Origin of the sequence: Caballeronia sp. INML2, from assembly GCF_023631365.1 — a bacterium.
Classification (GTDB): domain Bacteria; phylum Pseudomonadota; class Gammaproteobacteria; order Burkholderiales; family Burkholderiaceae; genus Caballeronia; species Caballeronia turbans.
Window position 1 is genome coordinate 79651 of record NZ_JALQDH010000074.1, and the last position, 22026, is coordinate 101676.

15 protein-coding genes and 2 pseudogenes are annotated in these 22026 nt (G+C 64.5%); 14 read left to right on the forward strand and 3 right to left on the reverse strand.

The features are described 5' to 3' along the window. Positions 1–17 precede the first annotated feature (17 nt). From bcsE to bcsR, 6 genes and pseudogenes are all read left to right on the forward strand, one after another. Positions 18–1952 (forward strand): cellulose biosynthesis protein BcsE, encoded by a 1935-nt coding sequence (gene bcsE, locus NCT32_RS25215; protein ID WP_061116250.1) that lies wholly within the window; start codon positions 18–20, stop codon positions 1950–1952. A 13-nt stretch (positions 1953–1965) separates the two neighbouring features. Next, positions 1966–2187, forward strand: coding sequence for a hypothetical protein (locus tag NCT32_RS25220; protein ID WP_250490614.1), 222 nt, complete (start codon positions 1966–1968; stop codon positions 2185–2187). Continuing rightward, entirely contained in the window at positions 2184–2948 is a 765-nt protein-coding gene (gene bcsQ / locus NCT32_RS25225; RefSeq protein WP_061116252.1) for a cellulose biosynthesis protein BcsQ, read from the forward strand. Before NCT32_RS25220 ends, bcsQ begins: the two co-directional genes overlap by 4 nt. Beyond that, complete coding sequence (gene bcsA, locus NCT32_RS25230) at positions 2945–5635, forward strand: UDP-forming cellulose synthase catalytic subunit (protein ID WP_250490615.1); 2691 nt, start codon at positions 2945–2947, stop codon at positions 5633–5635. The genes bcsQ and bcsA overlap by 4 nt, the downstream gene beginning before the upstream one ends. 57 nt (positions 5636–5692) lie before the next feature. Further along, positions 5693–7258: a cellulose biosynthesis protein BcsG gene (gene bcsG / locus NCT32_RS25235; protein WP_061116253.1), complete on the forward strand. Its 1566-nt coding sequence runs from the start codon at positions 5693–5695 to the stop codon at positions 7256–7258. Then, positions 7255–7437 (forward strand): annotated as a pseudogene (gene bcsR / locus NCT32_RS25240) (BcsR/BcsP family cellulose biosynthesis protein); the annotation flags it as partial. The gene bcsG and the pseudogene bcsR, both read left to right, overlap by 4 nt. Before the next feature lie 188 nt (positions 7438–7625). On the opposite strand, the gene NCT32_RS25245 reads toward bcsR, so the two are convergent. From NCT32_RS25245 to NCT32_RS25255, 3 genes are all read right to left on the reverse strand, one after another. Further along, positions 7626–8408 carry a DUF4239 domain-containing protein gene (locus tag NCT32_RS25245; protein ID WP_061116254.1) on the reverse strand — a complete coding sequence of 261 codons (783 nt, stop codon included), beginning with the start codon at positions 8406–8408 and terminating at the stop codon, positions 7626–7628. Between the two features lie 122 nt (positions 8409–8530). Then, positions 8531–9157 (reverse strand): dihydrofolate reductase family protein, encoded by a 627-nt coding sequence (locus NCT32_RS25250; RefSeq protein ID WP_061116255.1) that lies wholly within the window; start codon positions 9155–9157, stop codon positions 8531–8533. Positions 9158–9341: 184 nt separating this feature from the next. Beyond that, complete coding sequence (locus NCT32_RS25255) at positions 9342–10379, reverse strand: SGNH/GDSL hydrolase family protein (protein ID WP_061116515.1); 1038 nt, start codon at positions 10377–10379, stop codon at positions 9342–9344. A 377-nt stretch (positions 10380–10756) separates the two neighbouring features. Here NCT32_RS25255 and NCT32_RS25260 point away from each other — a divergent pair. The 8 genes and pseudogenes from NCT32_RS25260 to tssA form a co-directional block, all read left to right on the forward strand. Continuing rightward, positions 10757–11053, forward strand: a pseudogene (locus NCT32_RS25260) (phosphopyruvate hydratase); the annotation flags it as partial. Between the two features lie 115 nt (positions 11054–11168). After that, positions 11169–11363 carry a hypothetical protein gene (locus NCT32_RS25265; protein ID WP_250477792.1) on the forward strand — a complete coding sequence of 65 codons (195 nt, stop codon included), beginning with the start codon at positions 11169–11171 and terminating at the stop codon, positions 11361–11363. Between the two features lie 256 nt (positions 11364–11619). Beyond that, a complete protein-coding gene (locus NCT32_RS25270; protein ID WP_086960706.1) occupies positions 11620–14013 on the forward strand; it encodes a type VI secretion system Vgr family protein in 2394 nt (797 codons plus the stop codon). A gap of 830 nt (positions 14014–14843) precedes the next feature. Further along, on the forward strand, positions 14844–15335 hold the full coding sequence (locus NCT32_RS25275; RefSeq protein WP_250490616.1) for a hypothetical protein: 492 nt from the start codon (positions 14844–14846) through the stop codon (positions 15333–15335). Positions 15336–15464: 129 nt separating this feature from the next. Next, positions 15465–15716 (forward strand): PAAR domain-containing protein, encoded by a 252-nt coding sequence (locus NCT32_RS25280; RefSeq protein WP_086960708.1) that lies wholly within the window; start codon positions 15465–15467, stop codon positions 15714–15716. Positions 15717–15725: 9 nt separating this feature from the next. Further along, positions 15726–16973, forward strand: a complete 1248-nt coding sequence (locus NCT32_RS25285) for a hypothetical protein (RefSeq protein WP_086960710.1) — start codon at positions 15726–15728, stop codon at positions 16971–16973. Beyond that, the gene (locus tag NCT32_RS25290; RefSeq protein ID WP_061116261.1) at positions 16970–20449 is read left to right on the forward strand and encodes an ImcF-related family protein; all 3480 of its coding nucleotides are present in this window, start codon (positions 16970–16972) and stop codon (positions 20447–20449) included. The genes NCT32_RS25285 and NCT32_RS25290 overlap by 4 nt, the downstream gene beginning before the upstream one ends. Beyond that, positions 20446–22026 (forward strand): type VI secretion system protein TssA, encoded by a 1581-nt coding sequence (gene tssA / locus NCT32_RS25295; RefSeq protein ID WP_061116262.1) that lies wholly within the window; start codon positions 20446–20448, stop codon positions 22024–22026. Before NCT32_RS25290 ends, tssA begins: the two co-directional genes overlap by 4 nt.

A 22026-nucleotide genomic window follows, 5' to 3' on the forward strand; every position in this document is an offset into this window, starting at 1 on the left:
TGCAGGAACGGACCTAAGTGAGCAACGACTCCAACCGACCCGATGGCGCATCGAGCGCCTCGCCTTCACGAACCGGAACCGGCATCTTCGCCGCGCTGTTCCGGCTCGTCCGCGCGCGCCTCGGGGGTGGCCAGCCCGCACCGTGCCGCCTTGCCGTCGATGGACTGCCCGACGATCTCGCGACGCTCGCGCCGGGTGCGCTTTATACGGTGCATGTCGCGCCGCGCTCGCCGGAATGCGATGCGCTCGTCTGGGCCAGCGCGCGCGCAGCGCACACGCGCCACGTGACGGTCGTGCTCGCGCGCGAACGCGCGCAGGCCGCCGCCCGGTTGCGCGAACTCGGCTTCTCCGGCGAGCCCGCGCCGGGATGGCCACGCCGCCTGAACGTGCTCGCGATGCCGGATGACACATCCGGCGAAACGCCCGGACGCGACGGCGAAGGTGCGCCGCCGCTTGCGCTCGCGCGCCTGTTCGGCGCGCTGCGCGCGCTCAAACGCTTCGGCCTGCGCTCGAATGCGCTCTATCTGGTCGAAGGCGCCGAGCGCTGGTTCACCTGGCGCGACTCCGATGCGCTGGCGCGCGAAGGACGGCTGCTGGCGAACTGGTGCGCGGCGCGCGGCATCACGATGGTGCTGCTGCTCGGCCCGCACGCCGGCGCGAGCGATGCCGATACCGACACCGGCGAACATCAGGACCCGGACGATGCCGCCGGTTCGACCGGACGCAGCGCCCTCAACGGCGCGTGCGCGGGCGCGGCTCGCGTGCGGCGCACGCACGGCGAGCTGCTCTGGCAAGTCGACTTCTGGCGCACCGGCCGGGCGCTCGTGACCGGCGACATGCATGCGCTGCGCTTCACCGAAGACGGCCGCCTGAGCGTCGCGTCGCCCGAGCAGCAGGGCGAGGCGAGTCATGCGACGCTCATCGCGCGCGACGAGCAGCGCGTGGTCGTGAGCCGCGATGTGGTCGGCGAGGAGCCCTGGGTCCCGCGCGAGTGGGACGTGCTCGACGGCCACGACGCCGTGCTCGCTGCCTGCGCGGGCGCGCGCGCTGCGACGGTCGTGCTGGCGCATCGGGACGGCGCGCAACTCGAGGCGCTGTGTGCGGCCGTGCATACGCTCAGGCACACGTGCGGCCGGGCGCTGAAGATCGCGGTGGTCGAGCGCGGCGAAGTGCTTCGGCATCAGTACGAGTTGTTGATGCTGAGCCTCGGCGCGAACCTCGTGGTCGCGCGCGACGTGCCGTTCTCGCGCATCGAATCGCTGCTCCAGTCGCTGCAAGGACAGCTCTATACGCGTCCGCTGGTTTCCGACTACCGCACGGCGCTTGCCGCGTCGCTTGCCGACACGGCGACCGGTTATCTGAACGTCAGCGCGTTCTGCGCGCACGTGGAAGGCGCTGTCGCTCGTGGCGCAGTGCTGCGGTTGCCGCACGTGCTCGTCAGACTGACGCTGCCGGCCACGCTCGCACATGTCGACGCGCTTGCCCAGTGCAAGCCGCGCCGTGCGGGCGATGTGTTTACCGCCGATGCCGCGCATCTGTACGTGTTCCTGTTCGCGTGCCGTCTCGCCGACGCCAACGCCGCGCTCGCGCGCATCTTCGGCGGCCCCGTGACGCGCATCGCGACCGACATCGCGTACCTGTCGAACGAAGGCATCGCGGCCGAACTGAAGGCGCTCGAAGCGTCCAGCCGGCGTGTGCCCGCCGCCGATTACAGCGATCTCTTCCGGACGGCCGCGGCCGTCGCGCCGGACGCGCACGCCGTGCCCGCGTCGCAAACGCAGACGCGAAGCGAGGACGAGCCGGAAACGGTACGTCGCGCGCGCGAGGCACTGCGTGCACTCGAAGAGGCGCTCCAGACCGAGGCATCGAAAGCCACGCAGGGCGACGCGCGTGCACCGGCCACACGCCGCGCGGTCCCCGCGCGCATGCCGCTCGCCGCGTCGAAGAACTGAACCGGACCCCATCATGGACATTCTGCTGATTTCCGTTCTGCTCGGCGCGCTGGCCGGCGTGCCGGCATGGATCGTATGGCAGCGCGGCAGCGTGCGCCACGGCATGGCCGCCGTGCGCCGTTTCGATCCGCGCGACGCGGTGCCCTGCCGAATCGAAGCCGTCGCGCTCGACGCGCGGCTCCTGCCGGACGCGGATGCGCCGCCCGTCGCCGATAGCGCCGAGGCCCGCTCATGAAAACCATCGCCTTGATTTCGACGACCGGCGGCGCGGGCCGCACCATGCTCACGGCCTCGCTCGCCGTGCTGCTCGCGCGCCTCGGACGCGAAGTGGTCGCGCTCGACTTCGATCCGCAGAACATGCTCGGGGCCTGGCTCGGCCTCGACTCGCTCGCGGGAGAAGGCATCTCACGGGCGCTGACGGACGCCTCGCACGCCTGGCATGAGCGCACCTGGCGCAACGACGAAGGCGTGCTCTTCGTGCCGCATGGACAGCTCACGCTCGACGAAGCCGCCGCGAGCGCCGCGCGTCTCGCCGCGGACCCGCAATGGCTCGCGCGCGCGACCGGCGAGATCGGGCTCGCGGACACGGGCATCGTATTGATCGACACGCCGCGCTATCCGTCGCCGCATGCCGATCACGCCGCGCGCGCCGCCGATCTCGTGCTGTGCATCTGTGCGCCCGAGCCGGCCGCGTGCGCAACGCTCGTTGCGCACCTTGCCGCGCTGCGCGAGTCGTGCGCCGATGTGCAGCTCGTCGTCAACCGGCTGAATCCGGCGCGCGAAATGCAGCGTGACGTCCTCGCGATGCTGCGCGTCGCGGCCGGCGCGCCCGTCGCGCAGCGCATCCATCTGGACGCGGCGATGCCTGAATCTTTTGCACGCGGCGGCTGGCTTTTCGACGAAGCGCCGCATTCGCAGGCATCGCACGATCTGCACGGACTCGCGCAGCACGTCGATGCCTGGCTGCCCGCGCTGACCGCAAGCGAGCCGTCATGACGCGCGGGGACCGGCGTCAGGAAAGCGCGGGCCTGCGCGAGCGCATCATCGGCTGGATGGCGCGCGGTCTCGGTCTTGCCGGCGAGCGTTCGCTGCTCCACTGGTGCCTGCGGCTGTTCTTCAAGCCTCCTCGCGCGGGCCGGCGCGACATCGCCCGCGAGCTGCTGCGGCGGGTCGCCCGGTGCGGCATCGTCGGCTGGATCGCGCGCGGCCTCGGCCTGCCCGACGAACGCTCGCCGCTCGACTGGTGCGTGCGCCTCTTCTTCAAGCCGCCGCGCGCGGGCCGGCGCGACCTTCCTCGCGTGCTGCTGCGTGCGTTCGTGTTGCGCTGGGCGGCGCAGTGGGGCGTCATCGACGTGCGCCGTCCACGCGAATGGCTGCTGCGCGCGCTCGTGCGGCCGCCGCGCGCCCGCGCCCGCACGCTGTCGATGGTCGAGCGCGTGCGCGCCGCGCTGGACCGCATCGAGCGCATTCTGTCGCCGGGGGTCTATGCGTTCGTGTGGATCAGCCGGCGCGCCGGCGCGCTGCTCGACGCGCTGCCTTGGGCGCGCTGGGGCGACGAACTCGAAGGCGGCGCGAAGCGCGTCGGCCGCGCACGTGTCGTGCTGCCGGCGGTGGTCGCGGCGGGCGCGCTGCTCTGGACCGTGGTCGGCACATCGCCGCTCGCCGCAGGCGGCCAGTTCGTGTTCTTCGCCGTGCTGACCGGAATCGCGCTGATGATCCGCCGCCTGCCGGGCCGCATGCCGGTGCTGATTCTCGCCTCGCTCGCGCTGCTCGTGATGGTGCGCTACGTCTGGTGGCGCACCACGCAGACGCTCGACTTCCGCACGCCGGGAGAGGCCATCGTCGGCTATGCGCTGTTCGGCGCGGAAGCCTATACGTGGATGGTCATGCTGTTCGGCTTCGTCCAGACCGCGTGGCCGCTGGCGCGTGCCGTCTCGCCCCTGCCCGACGACCCCGCCGACTGGCCGAGCGTCGATGTCTACATTCCGACCTACAACGAGCCGCTTTCCGTCGTGAAGCCGACGCTGTTCGCCGCGCAGGGCATCGACTGGCCCGCGGACAAGCTGCGCATCTACCTGCTCGACGACGGCCATCGCCCCGAGTTCGAGGCGCTCGCGCGCGAGGCGGGCATCGGCTACGTGACGCGCGACGACAACCAGCATGCCAAGGCGGGCAACATCAACCGCGCGCTCGCGAAGACCCAGGGCGAGTACATCGCGATCTTCGACTGCGATCACGTGCCGACGCGCTCCTTCCTGCAGGCGACGATGGGCACCTTCTTCGCCGATCCGAAATGCGCGCTCGTGCAGACGCCGCATCACTTCTTCTCGCCCGACCCGTTCGAGCGCAACCTGAGCACGTTCCGCCGCGTGCCGAACGAAGGCAACCTGTTCTACGGGCTCGTGCAGGCCGGCAACGACCTGTGGAACGCGACTTTCTTCTGCGGCTCCTGCGCGGTCATCAAGCGCGCGCCGCTGGAAGAGGTGGGCGGCATCGCCGTGGAGACCGTGACCGAGGACGCGCATACGGCCCTCAAGCTGCACCGGCGCGGCTACACCACCGCGTATCTGCCCACCGTGCAGGCCGCGGGCCTCGCCACCGAGAGCCTCGCGAGCCACATCAAGCAGCGCACGCGCTGGGCGCGCGGCATGGCGCAGATCTTCCGCATCGACAATCCGTTTCTCGGCCGCGGGCTCGGCTTCTTCCAGCGCCTTTGCTACGGCAACGCGATGCTGCACTTTTTCTATGGCATCCCGCGTCTCGTCTTCCTGACGATGCCGATGTGGTACCTCTTCTTCGGGATGTACTTCATCAACGCGGCCGCGACGACCATCGCGAGCTTCGTGCTGCCGTATATCGTCATCGCGAATATTGCGAACTCGCGCATGCAGGGGAAGTTCCGTCATTCGTTCTGGGCGGAGGTGTACGAGTCCGTGCTCGCGTGGTACATCGCGCTGCCCACCACGATCGCGTTCTTCAGCCCGAAGCACGGCAAGTTCAACGTGACCGACAAGGGCGGGCGCATCGACGAGACCTACATCGACTGGGCGATGAGCAAGCCCTATCTCGTGCTGCTCGGCGTGAACGCGCTCGCGATGGCGTTCGGTCTGCTACGCCTCGTGTCGGGCGCGGGCGACGAAGGCCCCACGATCCTGATGAACGTGTTCTGGACCATCTACAACCTGGCGATGCTCGGCGCGGCGGTGAGCGTCGCGCGGGAGGCGAAGCAGGTGCGCGTCACGCACCGCATCGCCATGCGCATGCCGGCGACGCTGGTGTTCCCGGACGGCAGCACGCTCGCGTGCAGCACGAGCGACTACTCGACCGGCGGTCTCGGCCTCGTCGTCGATGCGGACCTGCCGCTGCAGCCGGGCGACACGCTCGGCGTGGTCGTGAGCCGGGGTGAGCGGCAGTTCCACTTTCCGGTGCGCGTGACGCGCAGCGCAGGCTCGCATCTCGGCGTGCGCTTCGACGCGCTGAGCCTCGAGGACGAACGGCGCCTCGTGCAATGTACGTTCGGGCGCGCCGACGCGTGGCTCGACTGGGACGAGCGCACCGACGAGGACGCACCGCTCAAGGGGCTCAAGGAAGTGCTGCTGATGGGAGTCGAAGGCTACGTTCGGCTGTTCGAAGGCGCGCGTCGCGCGCTCGCGGCAAGACTCGCGCCGGAACGCGCGCCATAAAGATTCGGCCGTTCGTGCCGAAGAACAGCTGCGAACAAACGCATAGAAAATTCGACGATGACGTTCTGGAACCTGTATTTCATCATCAAGCTGGCATTGTTTTCGACGGGCCACCTGAAGCCGCTGTGGTTTGCGAACATCGGCTTTGCGGTCGCGCTCGCGGCAAGCTCGCCGGTGCGCTCGCGTGCGATGCGCGCGTTGCGGCTCGTCGCGGGCCTCGCCATCGGCCTGCCGCTCATGTACCGCGAGGCAAACGTGCCGCCGTTCGCGCGCGTGATCGAGGAGTTCGGGAACCTCGGCACCTTCAGCTTCGGTTACTGGATGGAACTGCTGCCGCGCTTTCTGCCGCCGATGGTGCTCGGCGTCGGGCTGTGCGTCTTCGTCGCGTACCTGATCGTCAACCGCTGGCTGCGCGTCGCGACCTTCGTGATGATCGCGCTCGTCGTGCTGCCCATGTGGCAAGGGGCGAACGCCGTGCTCGCGCGCATGCAGGCGAATCCGCAAGGCGCGGCGGCCGTCGCGGCCGCACAGGCGAACGGTCAGCCCGCGGGCCCGGCCGACTACGAGGCGACGCTCGCCGCGTTCCGCAAGACGGAGGCGCCGCGCCAGGTGGCGTTCGGCCATCTCGCCGCCGATCCCCAGTCGCAATTCGACGTGATCGTGCTGCACATCTGCTCGCTCTCGTGGGATGACCTCGATGTCGCGAAGACGCGCAATCATCCGATGCTGTCGCACTTCGACTATCTGTTCACCGACTTCAGCACGGCGGCGAGCTACAGCGGCCCGGCGGCAATCCGCGTGCTGCGCGCGTCGTGCGGCCAGCAAGCGCACGCGGACCTGTACAAGGACACGCCCGCGCAATGCCATCTGATGGCGGATCTCGCGCAAGCGGGCTTCACGCCGCAGGTCGCGTTCAATCACGACGGCCACTTCGACAACTTCACGCAGGTCGTGAAGGACAACCTCGGCGTGCCCAACGTGCCGTTCATCTCGAATACGTCGGTGCCGGTCGCGATGCACGCGTTCGACGGCTCTCCGATCATGGACGATTACGGGACGCTCGCCCACTGGTATGCGCAGCGCGCGCAGGTGCCGGGGCCGGTCGCGCTGTACTACAACACGATCAGCCTGCACGACGGTAACCGCCTGCCCGACAGCAAGCTGTCGAGCCTGGATTCCTATCCGATTCGCGTGAACAAGCTGATGAGCGACTTCGACCGTTTCGCGGATCTCGTCAGCCAATCGGGCCGGCGCGCGGTGATCGTCTTCGTGCCGGAGCATGGCGCGGCGCTGCGTGGCGACAATAACCAGGTCGCGGGCCTGCGCGAGATTCCGACGCCGAGCGTCGTGCACGGGCCGGTCGGCGTGCGTCTCGTGGGCTTTAACGGCGATCATGGACCGACGACGGTCATCGATCAGCCGACGAGCTTCCTCGCGGTGGCGCAACTGCTGTCGAACCTCGTGTCGAACAGCCCGTTCAAGCCCGGCGTGACGCTGTCGCAATACGCGGCCAGTCTGCCGCAGACGCAGATGATCGGCGAGAACGAAGGGACCGTCGTGATGAAAACGGCGGCGGGCTATGTCGTGAAGACGCCGGACGGCGTATGGGTGGAGCAGAAATGAGCGCGGAGACCGGCACGCTCGACGCTCAGGCGCAGGCGCGCGGCGTGCATGACGTCGCGGCGCTCGCCAGGAAAGTGAGCGGGTTCGATGCCGGGCGCTATTTCGATGCGCAGGCGCAGAATGAATATCACGGCGCGCTCGAGCGCTGGCCCGTGCTTGCGCGGCTCATGGGGCTCGCGCCGCCGTCCGCGGCGCAGAAAGCGCTTGCCCCGCGCGAAGAAGGTACGGCGCGAACACCCGTCCCTTACGCTTCCGAAGCCTGCCCTTGACGGGAACGAGCGACCCGGCAGGGATGAGTCGAACACTGTCCGACGCATGGAACCGGCCTGCGAATTCGGAGAGTCTTTATTCATGCCATCGGCGGCCGTCACCGATCCTCGGGGATGACCTGCCAAAGCGGATCGGGCGACACGGCTATCGCGCCCAAGAACGGGCGGTCGTGCGACAGGATCAGCAACACGGTCGTGGCGAGGCTCGCGCAGAACAGGCCGATCGCGAGGGCGGACGTCAGGCGGTTTTCGCAATGAATCAGGGCGATCGCGAACACGAGGCAGGCGGCGAGAAAACTCAGGCATAGCCACTTGACGCCGCTGACTTCGGAGCGGCTCACCAGAATGCGCTGGCGACGAGCTTCGAGCGCCTGTTCGAGCGACACCGCCACCTGGCGCTGCGCGGTCTGCTGTCCGGGCGTGTTCGCCGGCAGCGAGAGCGTGAACTGCAGCGCCTTGTTCAGTGTGGGCGGGCTGATCTTCAGCGTGGCGGCGCCTTGCGCCATCGACGTCCATTCGATCGTGGCCGTGTACTCGATGTATTCGCGGATCAGCGATCGCAGTCGCATCTGCGCGTCTTCCGGGAAAACGGCGGACAGGACGACCACGGAGCGAAGCGCGCCGGCTTCCGTGTCGACGGCGGCGTTGGCCTGCGCCGTATCGTTCCAGACTTGCGCGGCGGTAAAGGCGATGAGCAGGCCGAAGATGACGCCGATCGGAGAAAGCAGGCCGGGCGAAAGCGCGGTGAACGACCGCCGGTGCCCACTCGCGGCGAGCCGGCGGCCCACGAAGTGGATGCCCGCTCCCACGATGCCGACCGCGCCGAAAACGACGACGGTCATTTGCCATAAGGGAAGGCTATGCAACCAGGTGCTCGTCATCGGGCGCGCTCCGCGGACACACGACGAATGGACGCAGACCTCACGGCGTCCCGGCCAAACAGAAAGCACATTTAATCACAAGCGGGGCCGGCTCGACGCCCGCGCGGCCGACGGCCCGTGCGTCACTCGGCGTCTTCGAACGTGCCCGTGCGCACCTCGCCGTCGCGGACATAGCGGGTGATGAGCACACCGCCGGGCGTCTGCGTCGAATGCGCCAGCGTGAACGCGGACACGTGGGCGTCGTCGCCGAACATGCGCTTGCCGCGTCCCAGCATGACGGGATAGATCAGAAGACAAAGGTGGTCCACGAGGCCGGCCGCGAGCAGTTGACGCACCATGTCGCCGCTACCGAAGGTCAGCAGGTCGGGGCCGTCCTGTCGTTTGAGCGCGCGGACCGCGTCGGCGAGATCGCCTTGCAGCGCGCGACTGTTCTCCCAGTCGAGATCGTCGGGCCGATGCGTGGCGACGTGCTTCGCGACACGGTTGAGCACCTCGGCAATGGTGCGGCTCTTCGAATCGGCCGGGACGTGCGGCCAGTACGACGCGAAGATGTCGTACGTGCAACGTCCGAGCAGCAGGTCGAACGGCTGCGCGAGCAGGCTCTGCACGTGCTCGCCGATGGCTTCGTCGGCGTAGGGCACGATCCAGCCGCCGAGACGGAACTCGCCGCTCGGATCTTCTGTCGGGCCGCCGGGGGCCTGAGTCACGCCATCCAGGCTGATGAAAGCGGAAACGATGAGCTTGCGCATGAACGTTCTCCATGTTCGCGGACGCGATCCGTTTTTATAGACGACGAACGAAGCGCCGGAAATCGACAGGCTATCGGGTCGACGACGCGCAGCCGCGAGATATCGAATCGCGAGCGCTCTTCATCGAGATTCGCCGCGCCGGGTTTTCGCTTTCGACGCGCGGCGAAACACGCTCACGCGCGAGTCAGTGCCCGAGCCCGCTCGCCGCGAGCTGCTGCTCGACGTATTGCGCAAAGAGCAGATGCATGCGCGTCGTCGGGTGAAGATTGTCGGCGAACATGTAGGTCTGGTCCGCATTCGACGAGACGTAGGTCGCCGGTGAGCAGAGCAGCGACGTGTCGTGCGGAGTTCTCGATGCGTCGCAGGCCTGCCCGGTGTTGGACACGGTGAATCCATTGGCCTGATAGTTCCCGATGGTCTGCGTGGTCCATGCGTACGAGTCGATCACGATGACCTTGCCTTGCAGACCGTTGGATTGCAGGGCGGCGTTCAGCGTCGCATTGAAAAGCTGCGACAGTTGCGTGAGGTTGCCACCGCCATCCGACGACTTGATGCCATCGGGCGAAAGGCCGATATTCGGCACGTTGACCACCACGACATGCGCGGCTCCGCTCTGCACGATCTTCGCGACGAGTTGCGCGAGCGTGGTCGCCGCGGTCTGCACCGTCGCGTTTGCGGCGGGCGGACTGCCCGCGCGCAGGACGTCGTTCGCGCCGGCCCAGACGAGCACGAGCTGGCCGGAATTGAAACTGCCGTGAGCGGACAGATAGCTCGAGATTTGCTGATTGACCGGCATTTCGACATCGCCGATCACGTCGGTGAGGAATTGATTCTGGTCGGCAGGTGTTGCGACCGTCGATCCGCCTTGCGCGTACCCCAATCCGCTTTGCGGCTTCAATTCGTGCCCGAGGTCGATCGTGAACGCGGCAGTGAGCGTGTCGCCGTAATACTGCGCGACGTCCTGCGTCCAGACCTGGCCCGGATTCGTCGTGAAACGGCCGCCGCCGACCGCGCTCGCGACGGGCGCATACGTGCCGACATCCGACAGGCTGTCGCCGAACGCCACGACCTGCAGCTTGACGCCGCCCGCAGGTGCCGACGAAGTGCTTCCGCCCGAGTCGCTTCCGCCCGAGTCGCTTCCACCGCCGCATGCGGTAAGCAGTGCAATCAGCGCGGCAGAAATTGCGTGACGAATGCCGGGTGTGATTCGGATATGACGCATCGCTCCTCCGTGCCGCCCTTGGCCGGGGCGGGTTTGCCCCTCGGTGGCGGTTCGCCGCGGGCGCGCGTGAGTGGCGGCCTCGACCATCGTTAAGCAAGAAAGATGCGCCACGGGTGCCACGCCGCGCCGACGGAACCGATGCGCGTGCTGTGAGGGCGCTTCGAGCGTTGATGGCTCGCTGAACGGGCGAGCGATTCGGCTACCATTGGCCGACGGCTCGTTCGGATTCCGGCCGCGAGGACGGCAAAGCGGATCCCTGTATCGATCTTGCTGACGACCCCCGCGCGCTGGCGCACCTGCTGCGCCGACTTCGCCTGGCCCATGAGACGGCGCGCACGCGCGAAGCGCTCACTCATGGCGATGTCAGCCCGAAGAACATGCTGCTGGGATCGGCCGGGCCGGTGTTGCTGGACGTGCTGGTCGCGTCGATCGAAGCGGCGGGGTTCGTTCCGGGCGCGGACGTGGGCATCGCTCTGGATATTGCCGCATCGGAGTTCGGCAAAGGCGGGCAGTACACGCTCGGGCTGGACGACGTCCGGTTCGACACCGACGCGATGATCGAAAAATTGTTGAAGTGGATCGAGCGATACCCGATCGTCTCGATGGAAGACCCGCTGTCGGAAGACGATGAAGCGGGCATGATCGCGTTCACGCGCGCGGCGGGAAGCAAGGTGCAGATCGTGGGCGACGACTTTCTCGTTACGCGCGCCGCGCTCGTCGATGAAGCCGCCACGAACGTAAACGCTCGCCGCGCTAGAGGCCGCGCGAAGAAACGGCTATGCGTCGATTGTGTCAGCGAGATCGGGGGAGACCGAGGACGTCACGATAGTCCACCTCGCGACCGGCTGGAACGCGGGGCAGTTGAATGTCGGAGCGTTCTCGCGGGTCGAGCGCATGGCGACGTGGAACGACGGCATTCGTATCGAGGATGGTAGGGATGCGCCGGCGAGGTTTGCTTGTGCGTCGGTGTTGTTTCGAGGCTGAAGGGTTGCGCGTTGCGCGGGCGGGAAGCGCCTTCCATTGCCGAGGCGCATGGCGCAGAACTCCAGGGGCGCCTCGCTCACCGGAAAGGATTCGGACTATTCTGAAAATTGAAGATCCCGTAATATCCACGAGTTTTTAATCGTATGTAATCCTTCGCAAAACATTCGGACCGCGAGATTTCGAAGCATCCTGAAAGAGCATTTTTGGGTAATAATTCCCGGCGCTAAACGGCGCCACTTCAGGGAGCTTCTTTCGCATGTCGATGGTCGTACCGGGTCAGGCATACAGCTTGACCCTCAAGCCGCAACCGGGGCCGATTTCGGTCCTTCGATTCAATGGCCGCGCAGACATCAGCGCGCTGTATGAATATCGAATCGAATTCACGAGCCCCGCTGCCGACATTCCGATGGATGAGGTTGTAGGCAGACCCGCGACGTTCACCATCGAACCTGTCGATCCAGCGCAAGGTTATCTGGAGCAGATGTTCGGGTTGCGCTGGAAAGATTTCAGCAAGATGCCGTTGAAGTACGCGACTCACGGCATTATCCAGCGCTTCGAGAACCTCGGTTCATCGGCCGACGAGACGCGGTATCGTGCCACGCTCGTGCCCAAGATCGCAGATTTGGCGAGAGCGAGGAAGAGCAGGCTGTTTCAGAAACAATCGGTGGTGGAGATCATCACTGACACGTTGCGCCACTACGGCTATCGCTTGGGCGTCGATTTCGATTTCAAGAGCCTGCGCGGCAAATACAAGCGATTCGAATACGTTACTCAGTTTCACGAAACCACATTCGCTTTTATTCAACGGCTCTGCGCTGAATCGGGGATCTGGTTCCGCTTTGAGCAGAAGCACGATCGCACGGTCATCATCTTTGGCGATGATCTGGATGCGTACGCCCGCAAACAACGTGTCGTGCCGTTGCGCTCTCATTCGGGCTTGGAAAGCGCAGGTGCGGAGTCCATTCGGTCTCTACGGACCATCACGCAGCGCGTGCCTGAAGCAATTCAACTGAACGACTATAATCATCGTCAGTCGGATGTGTCGCTATTGGTCGAGCAGAACGCTGCGCCCGGCGACAAGACCACGGATGGCGTGGATAACCACTGGGGCGAGCATTACGAGACGCTGGAAGAAGGTCGCGAAATCGCGCGCCGGCGTCATGAAGAGCATCTGGCCACGCAGATCAGCTACCGGGGCCGGGGCAATCCCTTCTCGCTCGAAGTAGGCGAGGTGATGGGGCTTGACGTGAATCCCAAGGATGCGCCGCACGGGTTGTTCGTCACGTCGATCCGCTGTGGTGGTGGACGTGGCACGTCGTACTGGACGGCGTTCCGTGCGATTCCGGCGGATCGTCGGTGGCGCACGAGCATCGACTCGGTCAAGCAACCGAAGATCGAAGGCATTCTTCCGGCACGAGTCGATTCTCCCGGAAAATACCAATACAGCTACTTGACGGAAAAAGGGCTTTACGTCGTCAAGATGCCGTTCGATCTGGACGAATGGAGCCCGGGTGGACGCAGCCGTGCGATTCGTATGGCCAAGCCATATGCCGGGGCCAATTATGGGCATCACTTTCCGTTAATCGACGGGACGGAAGTTGCGCTCATTTTTACGGCGCAAGATCCGAATCGGCCGGTGATTATCGGTGCATTGCATGACAGCCTGAATCCGGACCTCGTCAATAACCTCAACAACACGCGCAACCTCATCAGGACCGCCGCGCATAACGAATTGCGCATGGAGGATAAGGAGGGGATCGAACATATTCACTTGACCACGCCGTTCCAGACCAGTGAGCTGAATCTGGGGCATATGGTCGATGGGGATCGGAAGGAAAGAGGGAGGGGCGCGGAGTTGCGCAGCGACGAGCATGTAGCCGTCCGGGGCGCGAAGGGCGTGTTCATCTCCGCCGATGCTCAGTATGCAGCGAACGGCAAGCAACTCGACATGCAGCCGGCGCAAGGCCTGCTCGAACAGGCGTATCAGCAGATGCAGTCGTTGTCTGAAGCAGCCAAGGCAGCTCAGGCGATCGCGGCGGATTATGAAAAGCAGAAGCAGCTATTGGACGGCACGCTGACGCAACTGAAGAAGGCGGGCGTGTTGGTGAGCGCTCCAGATGGTGTCGGTCTTGTCTCGGGATCGCACATGCAGTTCAGCGCTAGCCAGAACCTGATCGCGACAGCGGGCGGGAGCGCGGACATCGGCGTGCTGAGGCGTTTCACCGTAGCGGCAGGCGACGCAATTTCGATGGTCGCGCAGCGGATGGGGATGAAGCTGTTCGCGAAGGGGAAAGTCGACGTCCAATCACAGAGCGACGAGATGGCATTGTCGGCGCTTAAGGACTTGTCGATATCCAGCGTGGACGGTCGCCTCGTGCTATCGGCGGCCAAGGAAGTCTGGATTGGCGCGGGCGGGTCTTACATCAAGATAAACGCCAATCGAATCGAAAGCGGCACGCCAGGTGACATCTACGAGAGGTGCACTTTCTGGGGGAAGCAGGGCGCAGCGTCGATGCAGCCAACTTTGCCGAATCTGCCCGACGGAAATCTCTATGAGCAGAACTTCAAAGTGATTAACCATGCAGACGGAACCCCGCTCGTAGGCGCTCCCTATCAGATCATCACGGCTATGCGCCATTCAGCGTGGTGAACAAGCCGAAGGGCCGCCGACGCACTTCGCGCACGCCCGATCACGGCGGCGGCTGCTGCGATTCCCTGTCGCGAGAGGTGGACATCAACAACGCTCTGACGAGTCACGCGAACGCGGATGTGCAGTTTCGTTGAGTGATTTACTCGGGTTTCGGAAGTGCGCGTCTAGGACTGCTCCGAAAAACGGACTTTCGCAAAAACCTAAGTGACTGATTGATCTTGAACAACCACCTAGTCGTTACGGACTGCGATGCTTCGGTGACTCCAACCAGCAAGTATTTATGTAATCATCCCGCGCAATGGTCGAATGGTGGACGTCGCGCAATCGTGGGGCAGCGCGCTGGCGTTCGCAGCGGTCCGCCTCGCATTCTCTTCAGACCGGACGGCGCAACCTTAGGGAGGACTCGTTTCGCATGTCGATGGTCATACCAACTCAGGCCTATAGCCTGACTCTGAAGCCACAACCGGGATTGATCTCGGTCCTTGGCTTTAGTGGGAAGGCAGCCTCGCGAAATGGGGACGACCAACGCGTGGAAACAGACCGGCATTAGGGGCTGTGGCTGTCGTCCGGTTTCCGGAAGGTGGACATCATGTCACTTTCGTGAGTGGGAAAGCTGTCGGTGGATCGTCCCGTATCGCTACATTGGGTGGCAATCAGGGCCGGTCACATGAAGTAAGTCACAGCGCCCTGCCGGCGTCGTGGGTTGTAGCCTATCGCTTTCCTATGGAATATGTAGAGACCGACCAAGACTACGCACTCGACGCCGTAAGGACGGATGGTTCAATCATGAGTGCCGCCTCGACACATTGAAGCATGTCAGGTGTCTTCTCATGTTATCAATTTATAGAATGCAAAAAAAGATCATTCCATTGGCTGTCGCAATGACAGTAGTCCTTGTTTCTGGCTCGATCACGAGTGCGTCGGCGTCGACGACGCTTAAGACATATCGAGCATCGGATGCATCAACGGTGAAGTCATACGAGGGAACCATCGTCTTGCAAGATAGCGGGCGAAACTCGTTTGGCAAGCGCGCGATTACTTATCGTATTGCGCTGCGTTCGTCGACTTGTCATTCGATATTGGAAGGTTCGGCTGTTCTGTCTGCTGCGAAAGACGAAATGGGAGACGATTCCGCTTTCTTGCGTAACGGAGAGTTGGTGAAGACGAACATCTTCAAGGGTACAAGTACCAGCGGCGACGTCACGATAATCATGGATGTCGAATCTAAAAGGCCGAGATACGCCGGCGTATCTGTAGACAACGCTTCCGTTATCGCTGGCGGGTGCGTGAAAGAAAAAAAATTCGATATCGACTTTTATTGAGTCAACCTAGATTCCACATGGCCGATATTCGACGCCCAATGTTGTGAAGCATGAATACCAGGAAACAGGTCGCCGGGCGATCTCCAAAATGTAGCTGAGCGTCATCCGCCTCCGATAAAGGACGTTATAGTGATCAATCTAATCCGTCTCGGCGATGCCACCGACCACGGCGGCCGCGTCATCACCGCCTCGACCACTATGAGCTACGACGGTCGAGGCATCGCGCGCAAGGGTGACGAAGTAACCTGCCCCAAGCACCCAGACATCAAGCCCAATCTCATCATCGATGGCGATGAGGAGACGATGGACGAAGGCGTACCAATCGCACGTCACGGCTATCGCGCGATGTGCGGATGTCATCTTATTTCCAGCCTGCTTTGAGCGTCGAAAATGCCTGTGGTATTGCCTGCGGCTGAATCGCTGGAACACCGACCGCGACCGGTCAATCCGTTTGTCTGGCTAGGCCTGTTGCTCGTGTTCATGGTGACGGGCGTGATCATCACGCTCGTCACATGGCCGAAGGGCGAGCCGACCGGCACGCTCGAATTCTGGCTGCACCTCCTGGCTCGCCCCGCGCTCGCGTGGGGCGTCGCGTTAGGCCTTCGTCTGGTCTATTTCGATCAGGAAAGCGAGCGCCTCGACGCCGAGAATGAGGTCCGGGGCGAGGACCGGGATAAGGCGCTTCAATTCGCGAGCGACCCTCTGGCGGCGATCGCGTGTGCCTATCTGACCGCGGCAGGCGAGAAAGACCTGCCCGCCAGAATCTTGCAAGGCGAGAGCGTGCTGGAGGCGCGCACGTCACTCGACGGACGAGAAGGCGTTCGCCACTCGGCGCTCGAGTTGCCTGTCGATTTGGAGAGCCCCTGTCGCTACCGCGCCAGCTTCGTGCGGCTGATCGCATCCATGGAGAAGGTGGTTCGCGCCTTGCCGCTGAACGTGCCTTTCGGGGTCCGCTTGCAGTTGCCACCCGATATCGATCAGGAGGCGCTGCGGCAGACCTGGCAGACATGCTGGGACGCGAAGTCGATGCGCCGCTGCGAGGCCAAGCTCGTGCCGAACGAGCAGGGTCTCATGGCGCTGGACGAATGGCTCGACCATCGGGGTGGACCCGCGTTAGAGAAAGTGCTGCTGTTCGTGGCCGTTCAGTTGCACGACGCGCCTCCGCAGAACAGCGCGGAGGTGGCAACGGCGGTGCTCGTCGGCTGGCCTCAGTTGCTTTCTCGGCGAGGGATCGCTTATCTCGGGTTGTTGCATCGCCCGGTGCCAGGGCACCGCGATGACCTCAAGTCCTGTGTATCGACAGCACTGCAGTGGGGTCGAACCGTTGGCGCCGAAGTCGGCGATCTGTGGCAGGCAGGACTGGAAAAGGACGACAAAGGCGCGATCAATCAGACTCTGTCGGACCTGAAGCTTGGCGTGTCGAGCGGCAATGACTTGAGCGGCGTCCACGACATCGATCTGGCGCTGGGTCGCCCCGGGTGCGCGTCAGGATGGCTAGCGCTCTCATTGAGTCTACAACACGCCAAGAGCGTGAATAAACCGCAGTTGGTGGCATGGCGAGACGGTGAGTTGCACTTCGCTGTCGTGCAGCCCACCGTTCGGCCTCATCAACCAGAAGTGAAAGAAGTGAACGCATGAAGTTTTTTCGCAGGCCATCGGGATATTGGGTCCTTGTTGTTTCGTTGACTATCGCCGCCGCTTTCTCCGCCTGGTTTTATGGCGATGGTATCGATCCTTCGCCCTACAAGCGGGTTGCATATGTCGTTGCCATCGGACTGTTCGCGCTGATAGCGCGAGCGCATCTGACCGGTGCGTGGCGTAAGGTCATCCGAAACTCGCCGCGTGACGGTACGCAAAAGCATGAGCGGGACTTGACCGCTCGCGCCGAGACAATCCAAGACAATGGCGAACTCATCATCCAGCGGCGTGATGAACTCGAGCTGACGCTGCGCCATCGTTACGGATGGCGCTGGCGGTCTCTGACCCGATGGGTCGCTGTGGTCGGTGAGGAAGCGCGCGTCGAATCCGTGGTGCCGGGACTCGTCGATGCGGGCTACGTGATCGCGGGCGACACGGTACTGATCCACGCAAAGCAAAACCGCGAGACGCTCGATGAAGGCTGGCTGGCTCAGATCCGGCAGTTGCGTCGCCGGCGTCCGATCGATGCGATCGCCGCCCTGACGAATAGCTCGGCCGGCACTGCGAACGGGGAGGCGTTGACGCAAACCCTGGCCCGTCATGCACGCGCGCTGCGGTGGTCGGCTCCGGCCTATGTGATCGAGGTCACCAACACCCAGGTCGATGCGTTTGACGAGAATGACATCGTCGGCAAGACGTGGTCGCGCATGTTTCAATCGGGTGAACTGGCACAGTCGCTGCATAGCCTCGCCGGGCGTCTCGCAAATGTCGGGGTTGCACGGCTGGCGAGTAACCCTCGCGACCGCTACCTGGCCGAACTGTCGGCACATATCGACAAGACCCGTGCTGCGTTGTGCGATCTGGTAGCGCAGGCGAGCGCGTCGCGCCTGGTCCGGACGTCGGTGCAAGGGCTGGTGTTCGCGCCGCTGACCGTCAAGGGCGCGGTCACCCAGTTGGCTCGCGAAGCGGACGTTCCGGCACCCGCTGACGAACGCCGCACACAGCTCCCGCTTTGGAACACCATTTCCGCTCACAGCCGCAAAGTCTGCGGCCACCGCGTCGGCTTTTCATGGTCGACTACAGCGGCCTGTGCGACGATCGCCGCCGCGACGATCTGGCTACTGGGATCGATGATCTCGGGCATTTCCAATCGTTCATCGATGCAGGACGCGGCCTCCACGCTCAATACCGCCTCATCCATGCACGACGCGCCCCAGGCGCTGCTCGCCCTCGACGCGCTCGACAAACGGCTCGACACCCTCGAAATCCACCGTCAGGAGGGCGCACCGTGGCACACCCGCTTCGGTCTGAACCACGACGTGGCCCTTCACGACGCCCTCTGGCAGGCGTATCAAAACGCCGCCTCGCGCGTACTGATCGAGCCGATCAAAGCGAAGCTCGAAGAGCGGCTACAGCAACTCGCTTCCCTCTCCGACGCCGAAATTGCGTCCGGCGGCAACACGCAAGTGCAGGCTGCCTACGACACGCTGAAGACGTACTTGATGCTCGCGCATCCCGAGCACGCCGATGCCGCGTTCCTGAGCACGCAACTGCTGGCGACCAACGCACCGGCGCGTCCTCAGAATGCGTCGATCACGCCCGGCACCTGGGAAGACGTGCGCCAGCATGTGATTGCGTTCTATGCGAGCCACCTGAAGCGCGACGCGACAACTGCAATAACGCCAGACGTCGGACTTGTGGCGTCCGCCCGTCAGACGATCGTCGGGGTGCGGGGCTTGCAGAACTCGACCGATGCGATCTACCAGCAGATCATTGAGGAAGCGAAACCGAAGTACCCACCGATCACGCTGGCGACGCTCCTGGGCGATCACCCGAGCCGCGGCCTCTTCAACACGACGGCCACCGTCGCCGGCGTATTCACCCGCGCCGCATGGGACGAGCGCATCCCGAAAGCAATCGACGAAGCGAGCGAACATCGCACCGTCACAGGCGACTGGGTGTTGTCCGATGCGAAGATCGACAACACAGCGCCCTCTACGCTCAAAGCCGAACTACGCCAACGCTACTTCGATGACTACGCCCGTGCCTGGGCGCAGTTCCTGAACAGCATCCGCTGGCAAAGCACGTCATCGCTGTCGGGCACGGTGGATCAGTTGACGCTGCTGGGCGATCCTCAGCGTTCGCCGCTCGTCGCGCTCATGAACGCAGTCGTCTATCAGGCGAGCGCGGGTGCCTCGACGCAATCGCTGTCGGACAATCTGATCTCGAAGGCCCAGTCATGGGTTGGCAAAGACGAAAAGGATCCGTCCAAGCAGGCGCAGCCGCAACTCGCGCCCCTTGCTGCGGCGTTCGGTCCGATCCTGCGATTGACCGGCGCCGATCTCACCGCGCCCGTGCCCGCGAACGGCAAGACGTCCGTACAGACCGCCGCCTTGGGTGAACTGAGCCTCCCTCGCTATCTGGAACGTGTGACGGCGATGCGCCTGAAGACGCAGCAGATGATGCAGAGCGCCGACCCCGACGCGATGTCGCGCGCCGCCGCCCAGGCGGTGCTGCAAGGCAAGACGTCGGACATCGCCGACAGCCGCGACTACGCGAGCCGTCTGGCGGCCAGCCTCGGCGAGCAATGGTCCGGCTTTGGCAAGCTCTTCGAAGCGCCGCTCGATCAGACATGGCAAGTCGTCGTGCAGCCCGCTTCGTCAAGTCTGAACGACATCTGGCGCACGTCGATTCTGGCGGACTGGAATCGTGCCTTCGGCGGGCGCTATCCATTCGCGGACTCGGACAACGACGCCTCGTTGCCGGACATGGCGCGCTTCATGCGCATCGACAACGGCGTGATTGCAAAGTTCGTCTCGACGCAACTAGCGGGAGTGATCGAACTCCAGGGCGATCACTGGGTGCCCGCACAGGGCGCGAACCAGGGAGCGCTGACACTCGATCCAGCGTTCCTCACGGCGCTCAACACGCTCACGCGTGTCTCAACCGTGCTGTTTCCTACGGGCGACGCCCGCCTACGCTTCGAACTGCGCGGCGTGCCCACGCCGGGCATCACGGACATGAAGCTCGTGGCATCCGGACAACAGCTGCACTACTTCAACCAGATGGAGCAGTGGGTGCCCTTCGAGTGGCCGGGGCAGGCGCTGGACAACAACGCTCAGTTGCAATGGCAAACGGAGGAGGGCGGCCTGCGCTCGACGATGTACGCGCAGGGCCGCTTCGCGCTGATTCGCTTGTTCGAACGCGCGAGGGTGACGCAGCAGGACAACGCGCGTTACGTGCTGTCATGGATGCCCGATCAGGGGCTGAGCCCGCCGCTTTCGGTGCAACTGCGTGCAGAGGCGGACGCAGGGCCGCTGAATGTGCTGCAGTTGCGTCACTTCACCCTGCCCACGCGGATCTTCGTGACGAAGACCGCTGCAGACAAACCAACAGGGCCGACACCTCCGCCTCTGCCGCCGGGCGCGCTCGCCGCCGCGCAAAAGGTCGGCGTGCCCTTGCCGGAGACGAAATGATGTTGGCTGGATTGTTGAAGACGTTGCTCCCGTCGCGCGATGCAGAGCAAATGAACCGTGCGCGACTCGAAGCATGGAGCGGATGGCTCACGCCATTGGCAGGCGATGTCGCTGTCGGCCGCGACCCTGGCTACGAAGACGCCTTTTTCGAGCTGAAGGATGAAGCGGGCAAGCTGTCCGATATCGACGACGTCCTGATCATCCGCTCCTGCGAGCAACTGACCATGGATGTCGGCAAGGATCTGCGCGTCGCGGGTTTCTACGCGTTCGCGCGCCTGCGCCAGGACGGCACGGCCGGTTTCGCCGACGGGCTGGAGCTCGCCGCCGCGCTGATCGATCGTTTCGGCGAAGCGCTTCACCCCGCGCGCGCCGAAGCGAAGAAAGGCGCGCTCGACATGCTCGCGACGACGCGCATCCTCGATCTGCTCGATGCACGCGGCGCATTCGCACCCGCCGATCTGGCGCGCGCGATCGCCGCGCTCGATGTGATCGTCGGGCGCACGAACGCGTGGAACGACGCTGCGCGCCCGAATCTGCAGACGCTCGTCGCGCGTTTCGAGCGTAAGGACGATGCGGTCCAGAGCGCCGAGCCGAGCGCGACCGCTCCCATTCCGGTCAGCTCGACGCTGCCGGCATCGGGCCCGATCGCCTCCACGCGTGATCTGCTGGATCAGGCGCGCACGATGGCCGCCTGGCTGCGCGATCAGGAGAACGGCTATCTGCCATCGGCGCGGCTCGTGCGCGGCATCCGCTGGGACACGCTGCATGAAGTGCCGCCCGCGGACGCCAGCGCACGCACGCGGCTCGTGCCGCCGCGCAGCGAGATCCGCCAGCAATTCAAGCGGCTCGTGCTGCAGAAGCAGTGGAACGAACTGCTCGAACGCGTCGAAGGCGCATTCATGGAAGGCGTCAATCACCTGTGGTTCGACCTTCAATATTTCCAGCACGTGGCGCTGGATAACGTGGGCGCACCTTACGCCGCATGGCGCGATCTGCTGCGCGCCGACTTCGCCCTCTTTCTCGAGCGCTTGCCCGGCATCGAGCGGCTCGCCTTCAACGACGGCACGCCCTTCGCCGACGACACCACCCTCGAATGGATCGCGCGGCACGCAGTCGTGCGCGATCTGGAAGCGGGCGAGAGCGTGGCGACGTTGCCCGTGTCCGCCGATCAGGACGGCGCGACGAGCGACTGGCCCGAGATAGAGGCGCAGGCGCGAGATCTCTCGACGCGCGAGGGCATCGAAGCCGCTTTCGCGTGGCTCGAGGCGCTGCCCGGCATGAAAACGGAGCGCCATCGTTATTTGCAGCGGCTCGTGATGGCGCGCGTCGCGGACAACGCCGGGCGCGTCGATACGGCGCTCGCCCTCCTGACGGAACTCGACATTGCTGCCAACGCGTTGCCGCTCACCCGTTGGGAGCCGGCGCTGATCTTCGAGGTGAAGCAGCAACTGATGCGTGCGCTCAAGGCGCAAGCCACGCGCAAGGACGCCGACAAAACTGCGCTGGCAAATCGTGTCAACGAATTGCGTAACGAACTGACCGTGCTCGACCCGGCGCGCGCCCTGACCTTGTCGTAA

What these genes read in the sequence shown, in the direction of transcription:
- NCT32_RS25220 (WP_250490614.1), top strand. Translation starts at nt 1,966, where the DNA reads ATGGACATTCTGCTGATTTCCGTTCTGCTCGGCGCGCTGGCCGGCGTG.
- bcsQ (WP_061116252.1), top strand. Translation starts at nt 2,184, where the DNA reads ATGAAAACCATCGCCTTGATTTCGACGACCGGCGGCGCGGGCCGCACC.
- bcsA (WP_250490615.1), top strand. Translation starts at nt 2,945, where the DNA reads ATGACGCGCGGGGACCGGCGTCAGGAAAGCGCGGGCCTGCGCGAGCGC.
- bcsG (WP_061116253.1), top strand. Translation starts at nt 5,693, where the DNA reads ATGACGTTCTGGAACCTGTATTTCATCATCAAGCTGGCATTGTTTTCG.
- NCT32_RS25245 (WP_061116254.1), bottom strand. Translation starts at nt 8,408, where the DNA reads ATGACGAGCACCTGGTTGCATAGCCTTCCCTTATGGCAAATGACCGTC.
- NCT32_RS25250 (WP_061116255.1), bottom strand. Translation starts at nt 9,157, where the DNA reads ATGCGCAAGCTCATCGTTTCCGCTTTCATCAGCCTGGATGGCGTGACT.
- NCT32_RS25255 (WP_061116515.1), bottom strand. Translation starts at nt 10,379, where the DNA reads ATGCGTCATATCCGAATCACACCCGGCATTCGTCACGCAATTTCTGCC.
- NCT32_RS25270 (WP_086960706.1), top strand. Translation starts at nt 11,620, where the DNA reads ATGTCGATGGTCGTACCGGGTCAGGCATACAGCTTGACCCTCAAGCCG.
- NCT32_RS25275 (WP_250490616.1), top strand. Translation starts at nt 14,844, where the DNA reads ATGTTATCAATTTATAGAATGCAAAAAAAGATCATTCCATTGGCTGTC.
- NCT32_RS25285 (WP_086960710.1), top strand. Translation starts at nt 15,726, where the DNA reads ATGCCTGTGGTATTGCCTGCGGCTGAATCGCTGGAACACCGACCGCGA.
- NCT32_RS25290 (WP_061116261.1), top strand. Translation starts at nt 16,970, where the DNA reads ATGAAGTTTTTTCGCAGGCCATCGGGATATTGGGTCCTTGTTGTTTCG.
- tssA (WP_061116262.1), top strand. Translation starts at nt 20,446, where the DNA reads ATGATGTTGGCTGGATTGTTGAAGACGTTGCTCCCGTCGCGCGATGCA.